Source organism: Pseudomonas sp. DCA-1, from assembly GCF_046523955.1.
GTDB classification, from domain to species: domain Bacteria; phylum Pseudomonadota; class Gammaproteobacteria; order Pseudomonadales; family Pseudomonadaceae; genus Aquipseudomonas; species Aquipseudomonas putida_Y.
The window spans coordinates 979,904-995,311 of sequence record NZ_CP169881.1 but is presented as its reverse complement, the minus strand read 5'-3'; the positions used below and the strand labels follow the sequence as shown (position 1 = coordinate 995,311).

Here is a 15,408-nt window from a genome sequence, read left to right as displayed (position 1 = left end):
CCCGGCAGAATGTGCCTATAATCGCCGCCACTTTTTGGTCAAACACGGGGGCACTGCCCAATGAGCTACAGCAAGATTCCGGCGGGCAAAGACCTGCCGAACGACATCTACGTCGCCATCGAGATCCCGGCCAACCACGCGCCGATCAAATACGAAATCGACAAGGACAGCGACACACTGTTCGTCGACCGTTTCATGGCTACCCCAATGTTCTACCCAGCCAACTATGGCTTCATCCCGAACACCCTGGCTGACGACGGTGATCCGCTGGACGTGCTGGTGGTTACCCCTTACCCGGTGGCCCCAGGCTCGGTTATCCGCGCCCGTCCGGTCGGTGTGCTGAACATGACCGACGACGGTGGCGGCGACGCCAAGGTCGTCGCTGTTCCTCACGACAAGCTGTCGCAGCTGTACGTCGACGTCAAGGAATACACCGACCTGCCAGCCCTGCTGATCCAGCAGATCGAGCACTTCTTTGCCAACTACAAAGATCTCGAGAAGGGCAAGTGGGTCAAGATCGAAGGCTGGGAAGGCGCCGACGCCGCCCGTGCCGCGATCACCAAATCGGTCGCTGCCTACAAGGGCTGATTCCGACTGCAGAAAAAACCCCGCTTTGGCGGGGTTTTTTTATGCCTGAATGGGCAACGCGCGCATTACCGAGAATAAATCCTACACAGTCCTACGCTAGCATCCTACAAGCAGCCTATTTTCTTACAAGTTCAATCAACATCCGGTTCATATCCTTGCTGACAACTCGCCGCTACACTCGCTGCCATGAACACTTCCGGCGACCGACTCAGAGCCCTGCTCCATGAATGTGGCCTGACCCCTTCCGATTTCGCCGCTCAGCGCAGCGTCACAGCACAGCACGTCAACAACTGGTTCAAGCGCGGTGTGCCTTTGGCCCGGCTGGACGAACTGGCCGATTTGTTCTGTGTACACCGCCGTTGGCTACGCACCGGTGAAGGTCCCAAACACCCCCACCCGCTCCTGCGTAACGGCTGTCCACGGCCAGTGCCCGCCAACCCGCTTACCCCGCTTTCGGAACATCGTGGCCGGGTACTGAAGGTGCCCTACTACGAAGTGCACAACGGCTTGCTGTCGCCGGTGGGCAGCAAGCACCTGCGCTTGCCGGCAAACACCCTGAAGGGCTTGGGTGTGCAAGCCGGCAACGCAATCTGCGTGGCAATGCCGGCCAGCAACATGCTGCCGCTGATTCCGCTGGAAGCTACCCTGGCCATCGACCTGGGCATGACCAAGGTGGTCGAGGGCGAAACCTATGCCCTGCTGCAAAACGGCATGCTCAGGGTGAACAACCTCAGTCTTGGCCCGCACGAAACCCTTTACCTGCACAGCCATGACCGGCGCAACTACGCGGTCGAACGCTACACCCCTGCTCAGCGCCAGGCGCAGGGCCTGGAAATTCTTGGCTGGGTGTTCCATTGGTCACATTTGCGCCAGCAGCGGCCCAGTTGAAGCACCCTGCGCAATTTTTTGCTGGGCATCCTGCGCCCGCCCTTGTATGCTACGCCGCACATTAAGCCCCGACCGGCGCAAGCCGCGGTCCAGAGGGCTCGGCGATATCCCACACGGGCATCTGCCATCTCTTTCAGGCCCTTGATGGCCACACAGTTAAGGCGATTGCGGCTTACCATAAATTAGTCGGAAGCGTCCCCGAGAAGCCGGCCACAAGCCGGCTTTTTAATTTAACAAACCTTCAAAAACAGCATTCACAACCCGCGGGTTTCCAACCCCTACCTCCGTGCATAGAACGCAGCCCTTTGCGCCTCCCGCTCTGCTCAGCCCCCGCTGTTGAAGGGCAGCCCGCAACCGATCCTGGTGTGTCTGTTTCTTCTTGTAACGCATATAAACATCAAATTGATATTTCGAAATCTTCCAATGGGGCGGTTTTTTCGAAGGTGGGTGTTTCGCTCTTGACTATAATTAAACGATTAGATGTATGCCACACGTGCAGCTATCATTAGAGATTGCTTAATAATAATATTTAATCTGTAACGGCTTGGTGTATTGATGAGGACTTAGCATGAACGCCTTATTGAAAGAGCTGCACGCCTATCATCATGAGGTGGCTACCAAAATTACTCAGATCAAAGAGTTACTGGAGAGGATTAGGCACGGATCTGCGGGTGCCGATGACCGCAAGCTGTTGTTTAAGCAACTGGAAGCCTTGCATGGCGATGCAGAGCGGCACCACCATGAAAATGAAGAGCTTATTCGGCTGGCCTTGCTGACGACCGAGGCCCCGATCCACCAACGGGTCATGGCTATCGAGCAAGATCATCAAGCCTTCAAGCGAATTGCTGGACAACTCAAGATGTTGGAGCAGTCAACGCAGGAAGCGAGAGTAATCGCCGACACGATCGAAGACTTCATCAAGAAGTACTATGATCATATGGATGCCGAGGAGAATATTTTCTTTCCGGTGGCAGACAAGTGGTTATCAGAAATTCAATGGCAGGACATAAAGCGCCAGTGGCATTGATCGAATGCTTTAAGTATATTGCATTAAAACCAGATCACTGTTTAACGCCGTGACTTTACCGTCACTGACAATGCATACACCCTGTAGGATTACTTATATATAGTTACACACGGGGTGATTTGTGAGCATTATAACTTTCAATGGCCTGGGGCACGGCCCCATACTGGCCACTTCCCTGCGCAGGGCAATCGAAGGCGTACTTGGCCAGCGACTGCCCTGCCTTGGTCAAATCAAGGTTGCGCGTACTTGAGCACGTACAGGCACAGCTCGCGATAGACATCGACAGGCAACTGCGACATCAGCTTCTGAGCCTGACCGAGGGTTTTGCAATTGAGTTCGGCCATCGTCCGACGGTGTTCCGAACCCAGCAGGCCGGCATGCACCACCTGCGCATACTGAATATAGGAACAGGGGAAATCGGCCTGGGGACTGCGCTGGACCTTGAAGTTGATCTTCAGGTCCGCCCCGCGGAAGAATGCCCTGCCCTGGTAGGTCTGCTGGGGCACGAGGAGCCCTTTTTCAGGACAGGTGCTGTGACAGACCGGCAGGCTATTCCTGTCCGTCTCCAGGCCACGTCGATAGATCACGATTTCGGAACCCGGCACCTCGATACAGGCGTTTTCGAAAGCATCGATGATGGACCTGCCATTGATTTGCGCCTCTTCGATCTGCGTCAGGCTGACCACACGCTCGATCTCATGATTGCCAACGCTGTTGACCACACGGTCCAGGGTCGACCAGTGGCTGAACTCTTTCTGGCACGCTATCAGATGGACCTCGCTCTGATAGCCCTGCCGGGCGGCTTCAGGTGGAAAATCAGCGAAATGAGGGCTGTCGAGGGCGGTCTCCATGATGATGTTGTATTTGTTTTCCATCGCATACGTGCAAATCATTGCCCCCAGGCGCCAGATGAACGACTCGGTATGCTCATAGACATGCAGCACGCCTTTGTCTTCCATCGCCCGATAATGAGGGTGCAGTTCACGAAAATGGGTTTCGTAAAGGCGAACATAATTGTCGTAGCGCCCGCTCTTCAGCAGCGTGTTTTCCAGCAAGTACGTCTTACCCGAGCCCTGTGCACCGGCAATGATGAGCATTTTGGGCTTGAGCACGCCGTCGACGTAGTCGCGCTTCTTGTCGAACAATGTGTCGACGACCTTCCTGAATGCGAGATGGAGATCGGTATCGGTAAAAGGATAGAGAGAGGACATGACGGTTCGTTTCCTGGGTTTGCCAATGTGACCGTCACGAAGGTAGGCGCTGCGGCAGGTGAAAAGGGGTAGATGGTTACTGCTGCAAGTCTCATCGAAGGTAGTAGAACAGCGGGTTGCCAGTGAGGTGGCACTGTGCTGTATGCTTGGGCGGTCTTCAGGGCGGGGTGAAAGTCCCCACCGGCGGTAAATCGAAAGATGAGCCCGCGAGCGCCCCGACCATGTCGGGGGTCAGCAGATCTGGTGCAACTCCAGAGCCGACGGTCATAGTCCGGATGAAAGAAGGCGTTATGCAGGGGCCATCCGGGCGCCCTTGCGCGCGCATTTTGTTCGCCCCGAGACGTTCATCGATCATTCACGAGGAGCGTTTCATGTTCACCCAGCACCACGCGCAATTCCCTAATGTTTCCGCCGCCATCGCCGCTTTCAAGGCCGGGCGCCCTGTACTGTTGCTCGACGATGACGACCGCGAGGACGAAGCGGACATCATTGCCGCCGCCGAGAACATTTCGCTGCAGACCATGGCCATGATGATTCGCGATTGCAGCGGCATCGTCTGCCTGTGCCTGGACGAAGCCACCGTCGACGAACTGCAGCTGGCGCCCATGGTGCAGAATAATCAGGCCAGGCACGGCACCGGTTTCACCGTTACCATCGAAGCGGCCGAAGGTATCACCACAGGGGTTAGTGCCCAGGACCGCATCACCACCATTGGCGCAGCACTGCGCTCCAGCGCCGAACAGCACCATATCGTCAGCCCGGGGCATGTTTTTCCGCTGCGCGCCCGCAATGGCGGGGTGCTGACCCGCCGTGGGCACACCGAAGGCTCGGTAGACCTGGCGCGCCTGGCCGGCCTGCGCCCGGCAGCGGTCTTGTGCGAGCTGATGAACCCCGATGGCACTATGGCCCGTGGTGAGCAGGTGGCGGTATATGCACGGCAGTACAATTTGCCGGTGCTGACCATCGAGGAACTGGCGCGGTACCGTGAAGCGATGGTGGAACGGGAAGCTGCTACGGCTTGATGGTTTTCTGCGCCTGACTCGAGGTAGATGGCGGCGCTGAAATCGAGCGCCGCCTGCGCGGCGCATCGCGAGCAAAGCTCGCTCCTACATTTTTTCGGGCCAGAAACATCTGTGCTGCGCGTGATCGCCTTGTTTGTTTCATACAGTATCGAGGTTCGCCCCAGAGGCCTGCTCCACACAAGTTTGCTCCCCCCGCCCCGCTCTGCTAGTGTCGCGCCGTTCTGAATGCCACCGAGACAGTCGCCATGGCCCGCAAAAAAGCCTCCCTCGATTTCGAGCAATCCCTCGCAGACCTGCAAGCACTGGTCGAGCGCCTGGAGAACGGCGAGTTGTCGCTGGAAGAGTCGCTGGCCGCCTTCGAACAAGGCATCGCCCTGACCCGTGATTGCCAGGGCGCCCTGGCCCAGGCCGAACAGAAGGTGCAAATTCTGCTGGAGCGCGACGGCGAACTGGCTGCCCAGCCCTTCGACGCGGAGCCCGAAGCATGATTGGCACCTACCAGGCCAGTTGCCAGGCGCGCGTCGACGCAGCCCTCGAACCGCTGTTCATCGCCCCGACCAAAGAGCTGGAACGCCTTTACGCCGCCATGCGCTACAGCGTGATGAACGGCGGCAAACGCGTGCGCCCGTTGCTGGCCTACGCGGCCTGCGAAGCCTTGGGCGCCCCGGCCGAGCAGGCCAACGGTGCAGCCTGCGCGGTCGAGCTGATCCATGCTTACTCGCTGGTACATGACGACCTCCCGGCCATGGACGACGACGATTTGCGTCGCGGCCAGCCAACCACCCACAAGGCTTTTGACGAAGCGTGCGCCATCCTTGCTGGCGACGGTTTGCAGAGCCTGGCTTTCAGTGCCCTCCTCGACCCATGCCTGAGCCCGCAGATCGACAGCATTCGCCTGGCCATGGTTCAGGTACTGTCCAAAGCTGCCGGCCCGGCCGGCATGGTCGGCGGCCAGGCCATCGATCTCGGTTCGGTGGGCCAGAAGCTGGACCAGCAGGCGTTGGCGTTCATGCACCGGCACAAGACCGGCGCGCTGATCGAAGCCAGCGTACGCCTCGGCGCCCTGGCCAGCGCCCGCGCCGAACCGGCACAGCTGGATGCCCTGCAGACATATGCACAGGCCATTGGCCTGGCATTCCAGGTGCAGGACGACATACTCGACGTGGAAAGCGACACCGCCACCCTGGGCAAACGCCAAGGTGCAGACATAGCGCGTGACAAACCGACCTACCCGGCCCTGCTGGGCCTGGAAGCCGCCAAAGCCTATGCAATCGAACTGCGCGACCAGGCGCTGGCCGCACTGCAAGGGTTCGGCGAAACGGCCGAACCTCTGCGGGCTTTGGCGCGTTACATCGTCGAACGCCGTAACTAAACAGCTTCACCTATCCCCGTAGGATCGGGTTTACCCGCGAATGCGATCTTGAATTTGCCAACGCATTCGCGGGTAAACCCGCTCCTACAGGGGGCCGCGTAACCTGTGGTCGAATGGGCACTTTTCCCACAATGGGGTAAACTGCCGCGTCTTCACACACCTATAACGACTCGCCTGATGCCCACGACGTTTCAAGAGATCCCCCGCGAACGCCCGGTCACGCCGTTGCTCGACCGCGCTGACACGCCTGCCGGCCTGCGCCGGCTGGCCGAAGCCGACCTGGAGACGCTGGCCGACGAACTGCGCCAGGAACTGCTCTACACCGTCGGGCAGACCGGTGGGCACTTTGGTGCCGGCCTGGGCGTGATCGAGCTGACCATCGCCCTGCACTACGTGTTCGACACCCCGGACGACCGGCTGGTGTGGGACGTGGGGCACCAGGCCTACCCGCACAAGATCCTCACCGGGCGCCGTAACCGCATGCTCAGCCTGCGCCAGAAGGACGGCATCGCGGCCTTCCCGCGCCGCAGCGAAAGCGAGTACGACACCTTTGGCGTTGGCCACTCCAGCACCTCGATCAGCGCCGCGCTGGGCATGGCCATTGCTGCCCGCCTGCAGAACAGCGCGCGCAAGTCGATCGCGGTGATCGGTGATGGCGCGCTGACCGCCGGCATGGCATTCGAGGCGTTGAACCACGCCCAGGAAGTCAATGCCGACATGCTGGTGATCCTCAACGACAATGACATGTCGATTTCGCGCAACGTCGGCGGCCTGTCCAACTACCTGGCCAAGATCCTCTCCAGCCGCACCTACGCGAGCATGCGCGAAGGCAGCAAGAAAGTGCTGTCGCGACTGCCAGGTGCCTGGGAAATCGCCCGTCGCACCGAGGAGTACGCCAAGGGCATGCTGGTGCCAGGCACGCTGTTCGAAGAGCTGGGCTGGAACTACATCGGCCCGATCGACGGCCACGACCTGCCCACCATGATTGCCACTCTGCGCAACATGCGTGATCTGAAGGGCCCGCAGTTCCTGCATGTGGTCACCAAGAAGGGCAAAGGCTTCGCCCCTGCCGAGATCGACCCGATCGGCTACCACGCCATCACCAAGCTGGAGCCGGCCAACAAGCCCGCCGCGCCGAAGAAAGCCAGCGGCCCGAAATATTCCGCGGTGTTCGGCCAGTGGCTGTGCGACATGGCCGCCGCCGACAACCGCCTGGTGGGCATTACCCCAGCGATGAAGGAAGGCTCGGACCTGGTCGACTTCAGCGAGCGCTACCCTGAGCGCTACTTCGACGTTGCGATCGCAGAGCAGCATGCCGTGACCCTGGCGGCCGGCATGGCCTGCGAGGGCAGCAAGCCGGTGGTGGCGATTTACTCCACCTTCCTGCAGCGTGCCTACGACCAGCTGATCCACGACGTGGCGGTGCAGAACCTCGACGTGCTGTTCGCCATCGACCGTGCCGGCCTGGTCGGCGAGGATGGCCCGACCCACGCCGGCAGTTACGATCTGTCGTACCTGCGCTGTATCCCAGGCATGCTGGTGATGACCCCCAGCGACGAGAACGAGCTGCGCAAGATGCTCACCACCGGCCACCTGTACAACGGCCCGGCAGCTGTACGGTACCCGCGTGGTACCGGCCCGAATGCGCCGATCAGCGGTGACCTGCAACCACTGGAGATCGGCAAGGGTGTGGTCCGCCGCCAGGGCGAGAAAGTGGCCCTGCTGGTGTTCGGCGTACAACTGGCCGAGGCCATGCAAGTGGCCGAACAGATCAACGCCACAGTGGTCGACATGCGCTTCGTCAAGCCGCTGGACGAGGCACTGGTGCTGGAGCTGGCAGGCAGCCATGAGTTGCTGGTAACCATCGAAGAAAACGCCATCATGGGTGGCGCGGGCGCTGCTGTGGGTGAGTTCCTTGCCAGCCAGGCAGTGCTCAAGCCGCTTCTGCACCTGGGGCTGCCGGATATCTATGTCGAGCATGCCAAGCCTGCGCAAATGCTGGCTGAGTGCGGGCTGGATGCGGCCGGGATCGAGGCCTCGGTGAAGGCCCGCATGGCCAGGCTCGGCCTCTAGGGCTCTTTCGCGGGTGCCCCGCTCCTACAGGGACTGCACAGTGCTCAAGATCTGTGGAAGTCCTGTGGGAGCGGGTTGACCCGCGAATGCTTTGGAACTGCCCATGAAGAAGTCTGCCTGCGCCGCAATTCTCTGCGCTCCAACATTCCTTCTGGCCGCTGAACGCGACGACGCCCTCAAGCTCCCCGACGTGCTGATCAGCGCCAGCCGCCAGGTCGAGTCGCGTACCGCCACCAGTGCTGCAAACACGGTTTTCACCCGCTCCGACATCGACCGCCTGCAACCCACCAGTGTCACCGACCTGCTCTCCCGCGTACCGGGCGTGCAAGTGGCCCCCACCGGTGGCCGTGGCAGCCTGCCTGGCATCTTTATCCGTGGCACCAAGGCGGCGCAAAGCCTGGTGCTGGTCGATGGCGTACGCATCGCCAATGCCACTTCGGGCGACAGCGGCCTGCAGTTTCTGGACGTCGACCAGATCGAGCGGGGTTGAAGTGCTGCGTGGCTCGCGCTCGGCGATGTACGGTAGCGATGCCATTGGTGGGGTGATCCAGATCTTCACCCGACGTAGTAATGGCCCCGGCCTGCAGCCACGCCTGCGCATGGCCGCCGGCAGCAACCAGACATTCCAACGCAGCCTGGGGCTTTCTGGCGGCAACGACACGACTCGCTTCAACCTTGGCGCCAGCCTGGATGAAACAGCCGGCATTGACTCGACCGGGCCATCCTTCGCCAGCGATGGTGACCACGACGCCTACCGCAACAAGGCGTTGAACCTTAGCCTGAGCCATACCTTCGGTGAGCGCTTCGAAGCCGGCCTGAACCTGCTCGATAGCCGTGGTCGCAGCGAGTACGACAACCCGTTCGGCGGCTTCGACCCCGTGACCTTCGAGAGCTTCGGTCAACAACCCTACACCGACTTCAGCGTCAGCAGCCTGGGCAGTTACGTTGACGTTCAGTTCACCGAAGCCTGGCATTCACGCCTAGAACTGGCACATAGCGAGAACCGTGACGACAAACGCGACAAACTCAGCGCTGAGCGCTTCGTGTTCAACACCTACCGCGATCAGGCTACCTGGCAGAACGACTTGGCCTTTGGCGAGCAGAACACAGTACTGATCGGTGGCGACTGGTACGAAGACCGCGTACACGGCAGTACCGATTTCACTGAGGACAGCCGCTGGAACCGTGCCGTGTTCGCCCAGCACCGCTATCAGGGCGAGCAGTTCTCCACTGAGCTGGGCGTGCGCCATGACCGCAACCAGCAGTTTGGTGGCCAGACCACCTGGAGCGGCAGCCTGACCGTACCGCTGAACGCGCACAACGATGTGCTGCTTTCCTACAGTGAAGGCTTCCGTGCGCCAACATTCAACGACCTGTATTACCCACAGTTCAGCAACCCGAACCTGGACCCAGAGCACTCCAGAAGCTACGAGCTGCAATGGCGCAGCCAGCTGACTGCAGAGAGCCGGCTGGAGACTTCGCTGTACCGCACCGACCTGCGCGACGCGATCATCTTTGGCCAGGACTCGATACCCCGAAACGTCGCCTCGGCACGAATCAATGGCGTGGAAATGGCGCTGGCGCAGCAATGGGGCGCCTGGCACAGCCAGCTTGGCCTGGCGCTGATCGACCCCCGCGACCGCGACACTGGCCACACCCTCGCACGCCGCGCCCGCCGCACCATGAGCCTGGACCTGGACCGTGAGTTCGGGCGCTTCAGCGTGGGCGCCAGCTGGCAGGCGGTCAGCAGCAGTTATGACGATGAGGCCAACCGCAACCGCATCGGTGGCTATGGTCTGCTGGGATTGCGCGGCAGTTGGGCGGCTAGCGACGACCTGAAACTCGAAGCCAAACTGGATAACCTGCTGGACCGCAGCTACAGCCGCGCCCTTTACAGCTACGAGGGTGCGTATCACCCTTACCGCGAAGAGGGCCGCACTGTACTCTTGAGCATCACCTGGACCCCGGCGCTTTAGCGTCCAGCAACGCACACAAGCGGGCGGTGGCCTCGATCATCTGCCCGCTGGGGCGCTCCAGCCCTTTGTCCGGCACCACCAGCAGGCGACCATCAGCAACCGCTCGAATCTGCGGCCAGGCTTTCCAGCTGGCCAATTGCGCCTCATTGGCTGCCAGGATGACCTGCGGATTACGCAGCAGCACGGACTCCACATTCACCTGTGGCGCCGGCTGGCCAAGGTCGGCGAACACATTGCGCGCCCCGCACACGGCCAGGGCGTCGGTCACCACCTGGCGGCCACCGAGCGTGTACAACGGTCGATCCCAGACTTGATAGAACACCTGCAAGGGTTCATCACGCCGATACTGCTGGCGCAGCTGCTGCAGCCGCTCACGGAGGGCTCGCGCGTATGAATGACCTTGCTCGGCACGCCCGATACGCCCGGCAATGGCCTCGATCTGCTCGATCAGCTGGCTGATGTCGTGGGGTTCGGCGCTGAAAGTGGCGATACCCAGGCGCTTGAGCTGGTCGCGCTGGGCCGGTGGCACACTGTCTGGCCACAGCAGCAACAGGTCGGGGCGCAGGCTGAGCAGGCGCTCCATGTTCAGTTGCCCCTGGCGCCCGACCGAAGGCAAGTGGCGCAGCGCAGCCGGCCGTTCGCCGCCATCGAGCACGCCCACCAGCAGGTCGTCGGCCTGCAGCTCAAGCATGATCTCGCTCATAGAAGGGGCCAGACTGACAACACGCAGCGGTTCTGCAGCCAGCACGGTACAGGCGAACAACGCCAGCAGGCCAGGTAGCAGTCGCATCAGCCTAACTGGCGCGGAATACGATAGAGGTACAGCACTACAACCGTCGACAGTGCGAGCAGAATCTGCGGCACAGCCTCCAGGCCGACCAGCACCGACAGTGCGGCGACCCAAGCCGGAAAGCAGGCATACAGCATGGCCATGCGCCGTACCCGCGCCAGTTCGATCCAGGCAGTGGGTTCTTCGCCCGTGCCAAGCACCTTGGAGGTGGCAATAAGTGCGCGCTTGTAGGCGCCGAAGCGCGGCAGGCTGAGGAACATGGTAGCCGCACCGGCGATGAACAGTGGCATGGCCAGCACCGGGATCAGCGCATCGCCTCCCCCAAAGGCCCAAGCCATGACGGGCAGCGGCACCAGGCCCACCGCCAGGTACTGCCACCAGGCCAGCGCCAGGCGCCGCTTGACCTCGGCGCGGGTCACGCCTGGGGCACCTCGCCCTGGTGTTCATTGCCCAGCATGTGGCCCAACTTGCCGGCCTTGGTCGCCAGGTAGTAGCGGTTGTGCGGGTTATGCCCGGTGTGCAGCGGCACACGCTCGGCAACCACGATGTTCATGTCGGTCAGGGCTTTGACCTTGCGCGGATTGTTGGTCATCAGGCGCAGCGACTTCACGCCCAGGTGCTCGAGCATCGGCAGGCATATGGCGTAGTCACGCTGGTCGGCAGCAAAGCCCAGGCGTTCGTTGGCCTCTACGGTGTCGGCGCCGCCATCCTGCAGTTCGTAGGCGCGAATCTTGTTCAGCAAGCCGATGCCACGGCCTTCCTGACGCAGGTACAACAGCACCCCACGGCCTTCGCGGGCGATGGCCTGCAGCGCGGCTTCCAGCTGCGAACCGCAGTCGCAGCGCTGGCTAAACAGTGCATCGCCGGTCAGGCACTCGGAATGCAGGCGCCCCAATACCGGCTGGCCGTCTGCGATATCACCCAGGCTGAGCACCACATGCTCACGGCCTGTGGCTTCGTCTAGGAAACCATGCATGGTGAAGGTCGCGAAGGGCGTCGGGAGTTTAGAGGCGGCAACAAAGACGACGGGCACGTTGTGCTCCTGGAATAAGTAGGAAATTTCTCGTGGGCCGATTGTATCAGCAGGTTGGGGGATGTGGGCTGGCTGTATACAGTGGGTTAAGATCGAAAAATTCGATACTTATTAAAAGCCACCCCTCAATCAAAAGCCCGCTGCCACAGCGGACCGCGCTATACCTTGATGTATTCAGTCTCAGTGCGGGCGACTATCCGCATTGAATGGATAGGGCTGTTTCCAGTGCTCGAAAATCGGCTTCAGCTCGCCGCTACGTACCAGCTCTTTCATGCGCTTGTCGAACAGGTCGCGCAGGGCCTTGGCTTGGTCGTTACGGGCGAAGGCCAGGTACAACGGCAACTCGGCCACATGAGTACGGCGGAAGCGCTCGGGCTGGGAGGCTTGCCCGAGCACGTAGTCGATCTCGGTCAGTGCATCGATGTAGTAGTCCACCCGGTCATGGTCGAGCATTGGCAAAATGCCCTCGCGACGCTGGATTTCGCGGAACTCGTGCACATTGGGCAAGTAGCTGCCGTAATCGTAACCACGCACCCAGGCCAACCGGTACTTGCCGATGGTCTCCAGGGTAGGCGCAGGTTTGCTGGCCAGCCCCAGGGCATAGATATGGTCCATATCGAAGTGCCAGCGCGGGTACAGATTGTAGTCGTTCTCTTCCTTGTACGAGCCAACCCAGGCGTCAGCCTCGCCGCGCTTGACCAGGCCAACCGCCCGGCTGTAGGGCGCGCTCTGGGTAACCACCTTGACCCCGGCCGGCTCGAACACTTTGCGCAGCACATCCCAGGCTACCCCGGTACCGTCGGCGTTGGTGTAGTCGAGCCACTCCTCGCTAACCAGATGGATCTGTTTCGGCACGCCCTCGGCAGCCATTACCCACGGGGCAACACTCAGCAGCATTGCCAGCAGCACAGTCCTTATGGCCATTCACGCGCCCCCTGTTTCAGGCAACCGCCCACACCAGAACCTGCATGCCCAGCCAGGCAAACACGCCGGCCAGGATATCGTCGAGCATGATGCCGACGCCCCCGTGCACATGGCGGTCGATCCAGCGAATCGGCCACGGCTTGAGGATGTCGAAGAAGCGGAACAGCAGGAACCCTGCCAACAGCCACTGCCAGCCCTCCGGCACCAGCCAGAGGGTGATCCACATGCCGACAATCTCGTCCCAGACAATGCCTTCATGGTCGTGTACGCGCAAGTCATTGGCAACTTTGCCACACAACCAGAAGCCAAACAGCATGCTCACGCCGAGCAACAACCAGTAACCCCAGTCGGGCAGCATCTGCCACAGCGGGATGAACGGTATGGCCACCAGCGAGCCCCAGGTACCCGGCGCCTTGGGCAAGGTGCCAGAACCAAAGCCAAAAGCGATGAAGTGCCACGGGTTGCGCCAGACCGAAGGCGGAACGAACTCCGCAGGCACCTGATTGGGGTGATCGGTCACGGTATCTCCCTGAAGTGTTGATAGCCCCGCTGAACGGGAGTGATGTCCTGGCCCTGCGCGTCGCGCAAGGTCACGCCTTGCCCTTCGAGCACACGGCCGACGGTATGCACTTCGATAAAATCGAAGGCTGCCAAGGGCGCCAGCGCCTCTGGTGGCAAGGTGAAGGCCAGTACGTAGTCGTCGCCACCGGTAAGCGCCGCCTTCACCGCTGCTTCCCGGCCGAGGAAGGCCTCCAGAGCAGGAGACACTGGCACTTGCGCCAGGTTCACCTCCAACGCGACACCGGATGCCTTGGCAATATGCCCACAGTCGGCGAGCAACCCGTCAGAGATGTCGAGCGCCGCCGTGGCCCGGCCACGCAGCAGGGCACCGAGTGTGAGCTGCGGCATCGGTGACCAGTAATGGGCCAGCAGCGGTTCGGCCTGCGCGGCAGGCGCCTCGCGCTCACCCAGCACCAGCGGCAATGCACCGGCGGCCTTGCCCAGCGAACCACCGACACACAACAGGTCACCCGGCCTTGCACCGCTGCGGCGCAAGGCCTGGCCAGCCGGCACGCGGCCGAACACGGTGACGGTGATACTCAGCGGGCCGCGCGTAGTGTCACCACCGATCAGGCTCATGCGGCAACGGTGGGCCATGCGACCAAGGCCGTCGGCATAGGCCGCCAGCCAGTCAGGGCCAACGTCAGGCAGGGTCAGTGCGAGGGTGAAGCCGATTGCAGTCGCGCCCATGGCTGCCAGGTCACTGGCCGCCACAGCCAATGAACGCTGGCCAAGCAGCAACGGATCGCAAACAGCAGGAAAGTGCACCCCGGCGACCAGGGTATCGGTCGACACCGCCAGTTGCTCACCGGGGGGAAGGTCCAGCAGGGCGCAGTCGTCACCGATACCCAGCGCCACGCCCTCGCCGCCCTGCGCACAAGGCGCAGCGGCGAAGTAATGGTTGATCAGCTCGAACTCACCCATGGCCAGGCAGCGCCAGGATCAGCGCTTGTTCGCCTTGACTTCTGCTTCACGCAGCGCCGGAGCGAGCTTGTCCAGTACGCCGTTGACGAACTTGTGGCCGTCAGTGGCACCGAAGACCTTGGCCAGTTCCACACCTTCGTTGATCACGACGCGGTACGGCACGTCGACGCGCTTGATCAGCTCCCAGGTGGACAGGCGCAGCACGGCCAGCTCGACCGGGTCGAGCTCTTCCAGTGCGATGGTCATGCAAGGCACCAGCGCCTTGTCGATTTCGCCCTTGATTGCCGGGACCCCATGCAGGATCTCGCGGAAATAGGCACCGTCGACATCGGTGAAATCGTTATCCACCCGGAACTGCGCTTCGATCTCGTTCAGCGAATGCTGGGCCATGTGCCACTGGTAGAGGGCCTGGGTCGCGAGCTTGCGGGCTTCGCGGCGCTTGGCGCTCTTCGAGGGCTTGCCGGCATCCGCAGGTTTTGGATCGCGCGGGTTGAAACGATCGCTTTCGTCGCTAATCACTTGGCCTCCAACTGCGCCAGCAGGCTGACCATTTCCAGTGCGGACAGGGCAGCTTCAGCACCTTTGTTGCCGGCTTTGGTGCCAGAACGCTCGATGGCTTGCTCGATGGAGTCGACGGTCAGTACGCCGAAGGCCACCGGAACACCGAACTCCATGGACACCTGGGCCAGGCCCTTGGTGCATTCGCCCGCCACGTATTCGAAATGCGGGGTACCGCCACGGATCACGGCGCCCAGGGCGATGATCGCGTCGTAGGCGCCTTGCTGGGCGACCTTCTGTGCCACCAGCGGGATCTCGAATGCACCCGGGGCACGGATGATGGTGATGTCGCTTTCGCTGACACCATGGCGTACCAGGGCGTCAACGGCACCGCTTACCAGGCTTTCGACAACGAAGCTGTTGAAGCGGCCAACCACCAAAGCATAGCGACCTTTGGGGGCGATGAAGGTACCTTCGATGGTCTTCAGGGTCATTCCGATATTCTCATCTTCAAGAGCGAG

Annotated in this window: 16 protein-coding genes, 1 pseudogene and 1 riboswitch; of the genes and pseudogenes, 8 read left to right on the top strand and 9 right to left on the bottom strand. The window is 61.4% G+C overall.

What is annotated here, in order from left to right:
• The first annotated feature begins 60 nt into the window (after positions 1 to 60).
• From ppa to ACE4QZ_RS04860, 3 genes are all read left to right on the top strand, one after another.
• The gene (gene ppa, locus ACE4QZ_RS04870) at positions 61 to 588 is read left to right on the top strand and encodes an inorganic diphosphatase (RefSeq protein WP_021783943.1); all 528 of its coding nucleotides are present in this window, start codon (positions 61 to 63) and stop codon (positions 586 to 588) included.
• Between the two features lie 186 nt (positions 589 to 774).
• The gene (locus ACE4QZ_RS04865) at positions 775 to 1,476 is read left to right on the top strand and encodes an XRE family transcriptional regulator (RefSeq protein WP_053870459.1); all 702 of its coding nucleotides are present in this window, start codon (positions 775 to 777) and stop codon (positions 1,474 to 1,476) included.
• 568 nt (positions 1,477 to 2,044) lie between these two features.
• The gene (locus ACE4QZ_RS04860; RefSeq protein ID WP_021783941.1) at positions 2,045 to 2,503 is read left to right on the top strand and encodes a hemerythrin domain-containing protein; all 459 of its coding nucleotides are present in this window, start codon (positions 2,045 to 2,047) and stop codon (positions 2,501 to 2,503) included.
• A gap of 230 nt (positions 2,504 to 2,733) precedes the next feature.
• Here the strand turns inward: ACE4QZ_RS04860 and ACE4QZ_RS04855 are convergent, their stop codons facing one another.
• Positions 2,734 to 3,714, bottom strand: coding sequence for a zeta toxin family protein (locus tag ACE4QZ_RS04855; RefSeq protein ID WP_031322473.1), 981 nt, complete (start codon positions 3,712 to 3,714; stop codon positions 2,734 to 2,736).
• 149 nt (positions 3,715 to 3,863) lie between these two features.
• Positions 3,864 to 4,005, top strand: a riboswitch (FMN riboswitch).
• Positions 4,006 to 4,085: 80 nt separating this feature from the next.
• Here ACE4QZ_RS04855 and ribB point away from each other — a divergent pair.
• The 5 genes and pseudogenes from ribB to ACE4QZ_RS04830 all read left to right on the top strand — a co-directional run bounded on the left by ribB (position 4,086) and on the right by ACE4QZ_RS04830 (position 10,157).
• Positions 4,086 to 4,736, top strand: a complete 651-nt coding sequence (ribB, locus tag ACE4QZ_RS04850; protein WP_274102520.1) for a 3,4-dihydroxy-2-butanone-4-phosphate synthase — start codon at positions 4,086 to 4,088, stop codon at positions 4,734 to 4,736.
• Between the two features lie 245 nt (positions 4,737 to 4,981).
• Positions 4,982 to 5,224, top strand: a complete 243-nt coding sequence (locus tag ACE4QZ_RS04845; RefSeq protein ID WP_003255380.1) for an exodeoxyribonuclease VII small subunit — start codon at positions 4,982 to 4,984, stop codon at positions 5,222 to 5,224.
• Complete coding sequence (gene ispA / locus ACE4QZ_RS04840; RefSeq protein WP_103443416.1) at positions 5,221 to 6,108, top strand: (2E,6E)-farnesyl diphosphate synthase; 888 nt, start codon at positions 5,221 to 5,223, stop codon at positions 6,106 to 6,108. The genes ACE4QZ_RS04845 and ispA overlap by 4 nt, the downstream gene beginning before the upstream one ends.
• Before the next feature lie 177 nt (positions 6,109 to 6,285).
• Positions 6,286 to 8,181: a 1-deoxy-D-xylulose-5-phosphate synthase gene (gene dxs / locus ACE4QZ_RS04835; RefSeq protein WP_103470211.1), complete on the top strand. Its 1,896-nt coding sequence runs from the start codon at positions 6,286 to 6,288 to the stop codon at positions 8,179 to 8,181.
• 103 nt (positions 8,182 to 8,284) lie between these two features.
• Positions 8,285 to 10,157 (top strand): annotated as a pseudogene (locus ACE4QZ_RS04830) (TonB-dependent receptor domain-containing protein).
• On the opposite strand, the gene ACE4QZ_RS04825 reads toward ACE4QZ_RS04830, so the two are convergent.
• The 8 genes from ACE4QZ_RS04825 to ribE form a co-directional block, all read right to left on the bottom strand.
• Positions 10,135 to 10,947, bottom strand: coding sequence for a cobalamin-binding protein (locus ACE4QZ_RS04825; protein ID WP_103470212.1), 813 nt, complete (start codon positions 10,945 to 10,947; stop codon positions 10,135 to 10,137). The pseudogene ACE4QZ_RS04830 and the gene ACE4QZ_RS04825 overlap by 23 nt on opposite strands.
• A complete protein-coding gene (locus ACE4QZ_RS04820) occupies positions 10,947 to 11,366 on the bottom strand; it encodes a hypothetical protein (protein ID WP_021783934.1) in 420 nt (139 codons plus the stop codon). The genes ACE4QZ_RS04825 and ACE4QZ_RS04820 overlap by 1 nt, the downstream gene beginning before the upstream one ends.
• The gene (gene ribA / locus ACE4QZ_RS04815) at positions 11,363 to 11,980 is read right to left on the bottom strand and encodes a GTP cyclohydrolase II (RefSeq protein ID WP_003255389.1); all 618 of its coding nucleotides are present in this window, start codon (positions 11,978 to 11,980) and stop codon (positions 11,363 to 11,365) included. Before ribA ends, ACE4QZ_RS04820 begins: the two co-directional genes overlap by 4 nt.
• Before the next feature lie 180 nt (positions 11,981 to 12,160).
• Positions 12,161 to 12,904, bottom strand: coding sequence for a substrate-binding periplasmic protein (locus ACE4QZ_RS04810; protein WP_028697791.1), 744 nt, complete (start codon positions 12,902 to 12,904; stop codon positions 12,161 to 12,163).
• Positions 12,905 to 12,920: 16 nt separating this feature from the next.
• Positions 12,921 to 13,424 carry a phosphatidylglycerophosphatase A gene (locus tag ACE4QZ_RS04805; RefSeq protein WP_028697792.1) on the bottom strand — a complete coding sequence of 168 codons (504 nt, stop codon included), beginning with the start codon at positions 13,422 to 13,424 and terminating at the stop codon, positions 12,921 to 12,923.
• Complete coding sequence (gene thiL / locus ACE4QZ_RS04800; protein WP_028697793.1) at positions 13,421 to 14,389, bottom strand: thiamine-phosphate kinase; 969 nt, start codon at positions 14,387 to 14,389, stop codon at positions 13,421 to 13,423. Before thiL ends, ACE4QZ_RS04805 begins: the two co-directional genes overlap by 4 nt.
• An 18-nt stretch (positions 14,390 to 14,407) precedes the next feature.
• Positions 14,408 to 14,908, bottom strand: a complete 501-nt coding sequence (nusB, locus tag ACE4QZ_RS04795; RefSeq protein WP_003255393.1) for a transcription antitermination factor NusB — start codon at positions 14,906 to 14,908, stop codon at positions 14,408 to 14,410.
• Positions 14,905 to 15,381, bottom strand: a complete 477-nt coding sequence (gene ribE / locus ACE4QZ_RS04790) for a 6,7-dimethyl-8-ribityllumazine synthase (RefSeq protein ID WP_003255395.1) — start codon at positions 15,379 to 15,381, stop codon at positions 14,905 to 14,907. Before ribE ends, nusB begins: the two co-directional genes overlap by 4 nt.
• Positions 15,382 to 15,408: the final 27 nt, after the last annotated feature.

What these genes read in the sequence shown, in the direction of transcription:
- ACE4QZ_RS04855 (WP_031322473.1), bottom strand. Translation starts at nt 3,714, where the DNA reads ATGTCCTCTCTCTATCCTTTTACCGATACCGATCTCCATCTCGCATTC.
- ACE4QZ_RS04825 (WP_103470212.1), bottom strand. Translation starts at nt 10,947, where the DNA reads ATGCGACTGCTACCTGGCCTGCTGGCGTTGTTCGCCTGTACCGTGCTG.
- ACE4QZ_RS04865 (WP_053870459.1), top strand. Translation starts at nt 775, where the DNA reads ATGAACACTTCCGGCGACCGACTCAGAGCCCTGCTCCATGAATGTGGC.
- thiL (WP_028697793.1), bottom strand. Translation starts at nt 14,389, where the DNA reads ATGGGTGAGTTCGAGCTGATCAACCATTACTTCGCCGCTGCGCCTTGT.
- ppa (WP_021783943.1), top strand. Translation starts at nt 61, where the DNA reads ATGAGCTACAGCAAGATTCCGGCGGGCAAAGACCTGCCGAACGACATC.
- ispA (WP_103443416.1), top strand. Translation starts at nt 5,221, where the DNA reads ATGATTGGCACCTACCAGGCCAGTTGCCAGGCGCGCGTCGACGCAGCC.
- ACE4QZ_RS04860 (WP_021783941.1), top strand. Translation starts at nt 2,045, where the DNA reads ATGAACGCCTTATTGAAAGAGCTGCACGCCTATCATCATGAGGTGGCT.
- ribB (WP_274102520.1), top strand. Translation starts at nt 4,086, where the DNA reads ATGTTCACCCAGCACCACGCGCAATTCCCTAATGTTTCCGCCGCCATC.
- ribE (WP_003255395.1), bottom strand. Translation starts at nt 15,381, where the DNA reads ATGACCCTGAAGACCATCGAAGGTACCTTCATCGCCCCCAAAGGTCGC.
- ACE4QZ_RS04810 (WP_028697791.1), bottom strand. Translation starts at nt 12,904, where the DNA reads ATGGCCATAAGGACTGTGCTGCTGGCAATGCTGCTGAGTGTTGCCCCG.
- dxs (WP_103470211.1), top strand. Translation starts at nt 6,286, where the DNA reads ATGCCCACGACGTTTCAAGAGATCCCCCGCGAACGCCCGGTCACGCCG.
- ACE4QZ_RS04845 (WP_003255380.1), top strand. Translation starts at nt 4,982, where the DNA reads ATGGCCCGCAAAAAAGCCTCCCTCGATTTCGAGCAATCCCTCGCAGAC.